Annotated in this window: 5 protein-coding genes; 4 read left to right on the top strand and 1 reads right to left on the bottom strand. The window is 35.7% G+C overall.

Features of this window, described 5'->3' with window-relative positions; all coding sequences use genetic code 11:
- Nucleotides 1-120 precede the first annotated feature (120 nt).
- Nucleotides 121-582: a hypothetical protein gene (locus ACIQ2X_RS14780; protein WP_396179724.1), complete on the bottom strand. Its 462-nt coding sequence runs from the start codon at nt 580-582 to the stop codon at nt 121-123.
- 172 nt (nt 583-754) lie between these two features.
- On the opposite strand from ACIQ2X_RS14780, the gene ACIQ2X_RS14775 reads away from it, so the two are divergent.
- The 4 genes from ACIQ2X_RS14775 to ACIQ2X_RS14760 all read left to right on the top strand — a co-directional run.
- A complete protein-coding gene (locus tag ACIQ2X_RS14775) occupies nt 755-1,969 on the top strand; it encodes an aminotransferase class V-fold PLP-dependent enzyme (RefSeq protein ID WP_396179723.1) in 1,215 nt (404 codons plus the stop codon).
- A gap of 65 nt (nt 1,970-2,034) precedes the next feature.
- Nucleotides 2,035-2,400, top strand: a complete 366-nt coding sequence (locus ACIQ2X_RS14770; RefSeq protein WP_396179722.1) for a hypothetical protein — start codon at nt 2,035-2,037, stop codon at nt 2,398-2,400.
- 2 nt (nt 2,401-2,402) lie between these two features.
- Nucleotides 2,403-2,822: a SufE family protein gene (locus tag ACIQ2X_RS14765; RefSeq protein WP_396179721.1), complete on the top strand. Its 420-nt coding sequence runs from the start codon at nt 2,403-2,405 to the stop codon at nt 2,820-2,822.
- Between the two features lie 6 nt (nt 2,823-2,828).
- On the top strand, nt 2,829-3,375 hold a 547-nt coding region (locus ACIQ2X_RS14760), incomplete at its 3' end, for a hypothetical protein (protein WP_396179719.1).

Here is a 3,375-nt window from a genome sequence, read left to right as displayed (position 1 = left end):
TTGTGGTAAAACAAAAATAATCAACTTTTTTATCTTTCCCCTTCGGGGTTTTCTTTTACGGCTACGCCTCCAAAGAAAACCCCGAAGGGGAGGAAATGCCATCAACAATGTTGTGAAACTTTACATATAAGCACTATGAAAATTGTCATCTGCTCTTGCAGGCATAATGTAATAATCTCCTTCAACTAGGATTTCATAATCCATAGGATAATCTTGTAAAACTGGAGCATTTTCATCATCACTATTATCTAACTCATCAAGCATTTCAAGATGTGCAATTGTACTTGGCGTAATTTTAATATAGTAATGAGTTGCTTCAACCACTTTACCATCAAAAGGCGATTCTCCAACTACTGAATTATAATAATTAAATGCATTTTGCATATTTTCTACTGTATAAGGATTTCTCAGTTTTTGTCCTAAAACAATTTTAGTATGCTCATCGGGCTTGTCGTTTTCATTTGGCCTCATTGCTAATGACTCCGAGCTTTCAAATGATTCATTTTCAGCTACAATTTCCTCTTTGTTGCAACTTGTACACAAAATAGCAAATGCTAATAAATAATAAAATGCTTTTTTCATAATGGATTAAAATTAGGGTTAAATTATACAAATATTTTTCAATAACGTACACTTCTTACTGTTAGTATTGTAATTTTTTGCTCAATTGCAATTTCGTGATTATTAACACCGTTTTGCAGTTCGTTGAGTTGAAATTTTAGTACTTTTGTATTTAGATTTTTTCTAAATAATTATGCTAGACATTCAAAAAATTCGTGCCGATTTTCCCATTCTTTCCCAGAAAGTTAATGGCAAACCTTTGGTTTATTTTGATAATGGAGCCACTTCGCAAAAACCGCAAGTTGTAATTGATGCGATTGCCAAATATTACAGTGAAATCAACGCAAATATTCATAGGGGCGTTCACACCTTGAGCCAACTGGCAACGGATGCGTACGAAGCTTCTCGTTTGAAGATTCAGAAACACATTAACGCTCAATTTTCGCACGAAGTTTTGTTTACTTCTGGAACGACACACGGAATTAATTTGGTTTCCAACGGTTTTGCATCGCTTCTTAAAACGGGCGATGAGGTCTTGGTTTCAGCTTTGGAACACCACTCGAATATTGTGCCGTGGCAAATGCTATGTGAGAAAACGGGCGCCATTTTGAAAGTCATTCCGATGAATTTAGATGGCGAATTAATTCAAAGTGAATATGAAAAATTACTTTCAGAGAAAACAAAAATTGTTACCGTAAACCACATTTCCAATGCTTTGGGAACCATCAATCCTGTAAAGGAAATGATTGCAAAAGCACATAAATTTGGCGCAGCCGTTTTAATTGACGGAGCTCAAGCCGTTCCGCATTTGATTCCTGATGTTCAAGATTTAGATTGTGATTTTTATGTTTTTTCAGGACACAAAATTTGTGGCCCCACCGGAACAGGAATTTTGTACGGAAAAGAAGCGTGGCTCAACAAATTACCGCCCTATCAAGGTGGAGGCGAAATGATTAAAGAAGTCACTTTTGAGAAAACAACCTATGCCGAATTGCCGCACAAGTTTGAAGCTGGAACACCCAATATTGCAGGCGGAATTGTACTTGGCGTGGCTTTGGATTACATGAACGAAATAGGTTTTGAAAATATCGAGCAACAAGAAAAATTATTGTTGAACTACGGTACCGAGAAACTTCTTGAAATTGAAGGGCTCAAAATTTACGGAACCGCAGCCGAAAAAACTTCGGTCATTTCGTTTAATATCGATGGTATTCATCCGTATGATATTGGAACAATCATTGACAAAAAAGGAATTGCAGTACGAACCGGCCATCATTGTGCTCAACCAATTATGAGTTTCTTTGAAATTCCGGGAACGATTCGGGCTTCGTTTGCCTTTTACAATACTGTTGAAGAAATTGATTTGATGGTGGATGCGATTAAAAAAGCGCAAATAATGTTATCTTAAATTGTATGAAAAAATACATCGCTTTTTTTTTATCCTTATTTTTGTTAAGCAGTTGTGTGCCGAAAATGACTCAAGAAGTCCAGGAATCTACCATTACGTACCAAGCGCTTTCGCGTGGATTTTATTTGAGTGTTGAAATTCAAAGCAATAAAATGACCATCATCAGAGAACGAGAAACTTTGGGTGACAGTTATATTTTGAGTAATCAAGATTTTAAAGAAGTAGCAAAATTGTATCAAAAAATCGTACTGAATGATTTGGCGCAATACAAAGCACCAACCGAAAAGCGTTTTTACGATGGGGCGGCAATAGCCAATTTAACGGTTAATTATCAAGGAAAAATCTACAATTCCCAAGGTTTTGATCACGGAAACCCTCCTGTTGAAATTGCAGATTTTATAAACAAAATACTGGCACTTACAGAAAATTAAAAATGAACATACAAACAATACAAGAAGAAATTATCGACGAGTTTTCGATGTTTGACGATTGGGACGAACGCTTTCAATACGTTATCGATTTAGGAAAAAGTTTGCCCTTGGTCGACGAACAATACAAAACCGACGATAACATTATCAAAGGTTGCCAGTCGAAAGTTTGGCTACATGCCGACGAAAAAGACGATAAAATTGTTTTTACCGCCGATAGTGATGCGATTATTACCAAAGGAATTATTGCGATTTTGATTCGTGCGTTTTCCAATCAAAAAGCAAAAGATATTTTGGATGCCGATACAAGTTTTATCGATCAAATCGGTTTGAAAGAACAATTGTCGCCCACAAGAGCCAACGGTTTGGTTTCGATGATCAAACAAATAAAATTATACGCTTTGGGTTTTGAAGCAAAAAAATAAGCGAAGATGAAAAATACGATTTTACTCGTTCTCCTTCTAGGCGGTTTTATGTTTGGCTTTGCACAAAATCAGTTTCAAAAGATGCCGCCGGATACCCAAGAGATTCACTTTACCTATAAAAGAACTTCAAAAATAGCAGTGGATGAGAAAGGCGTTTATGCCGATTCTATTTTGTTTAAAACGTACTTTCCAGAGTTGAAATATACAAAAGTTGCCAGTCCAAAAGCACCTTATTTAAACGCAGTAGTACCGATTGAAAAATTTACGGGCGAACATAATGCCAAGTTAATCGGAATGCTTTACCACGAAAACGAGTTATATTTAGGCACTCATTTTGTCAAAAAAAACAAAACCATCATCAGTGCAAAAAGAAATGATGAAGACATCAAAGCGATTTTTAAAAAATACTTCAATAAAAGTTACTCCAGTTTTGGCTACATAATTACGATTGATTACAAGAAAAAAACGCATTACGTGAAGTATCCAAGAGTTTCTTACGAAAAGACTTTTGACGAAATACAAAAAGAAGTAAAATGGTTTTCACCAACAGAAG

The sequence above is a fragment of the Flavobacterium sp. genome (assembly GCF_044368625.1).
Taxonomy (GTDB): Bacteria; Bacteroidota; Bacteroidia; order Flavobacteriales; family Flavobacteriaceae; genus Flavobacterium.
The sequence above is the reverse complement of the archived record's forward strand: the minus strand, read 5'-3'. Positions and strand labels throughout refer to the sequence as shown.

What these genes read in the sequence shown, in the direction of transcription:
- ACIQ2X_RS14780 (WP_396179724.1), bottom strand. Translation starts at nt 582, where the DNA reads ATGAAAAAAGCATTTTATTATTTATTAGCATTTGCTATTTTGTGTACA.
- ACIQ2X_RS14775 (WP_396179723.1), top strand. Translation starts at nt 755, where the DNA reads ATGCTAGACATTCAAAAAATTCGTGCCGATTTTCCCATTCTTTCCCAG.
- ACIQ2X_RS14770 (WP_396179722.1), top strand. Translation starts at nt 2,035, where the DNA reads ATGACTCAAGAAGTCCAGGAATCTACCATTACGTACCAAGCGCTTTCG.
- ACIQ2X_RS14765 (WP_396179721.1), top strand. Translation starts at nt 2,403, where the DNA reads ATGAACATACAAACAATACAAGAAGAAATTATCGACGAGTTTTCGATG.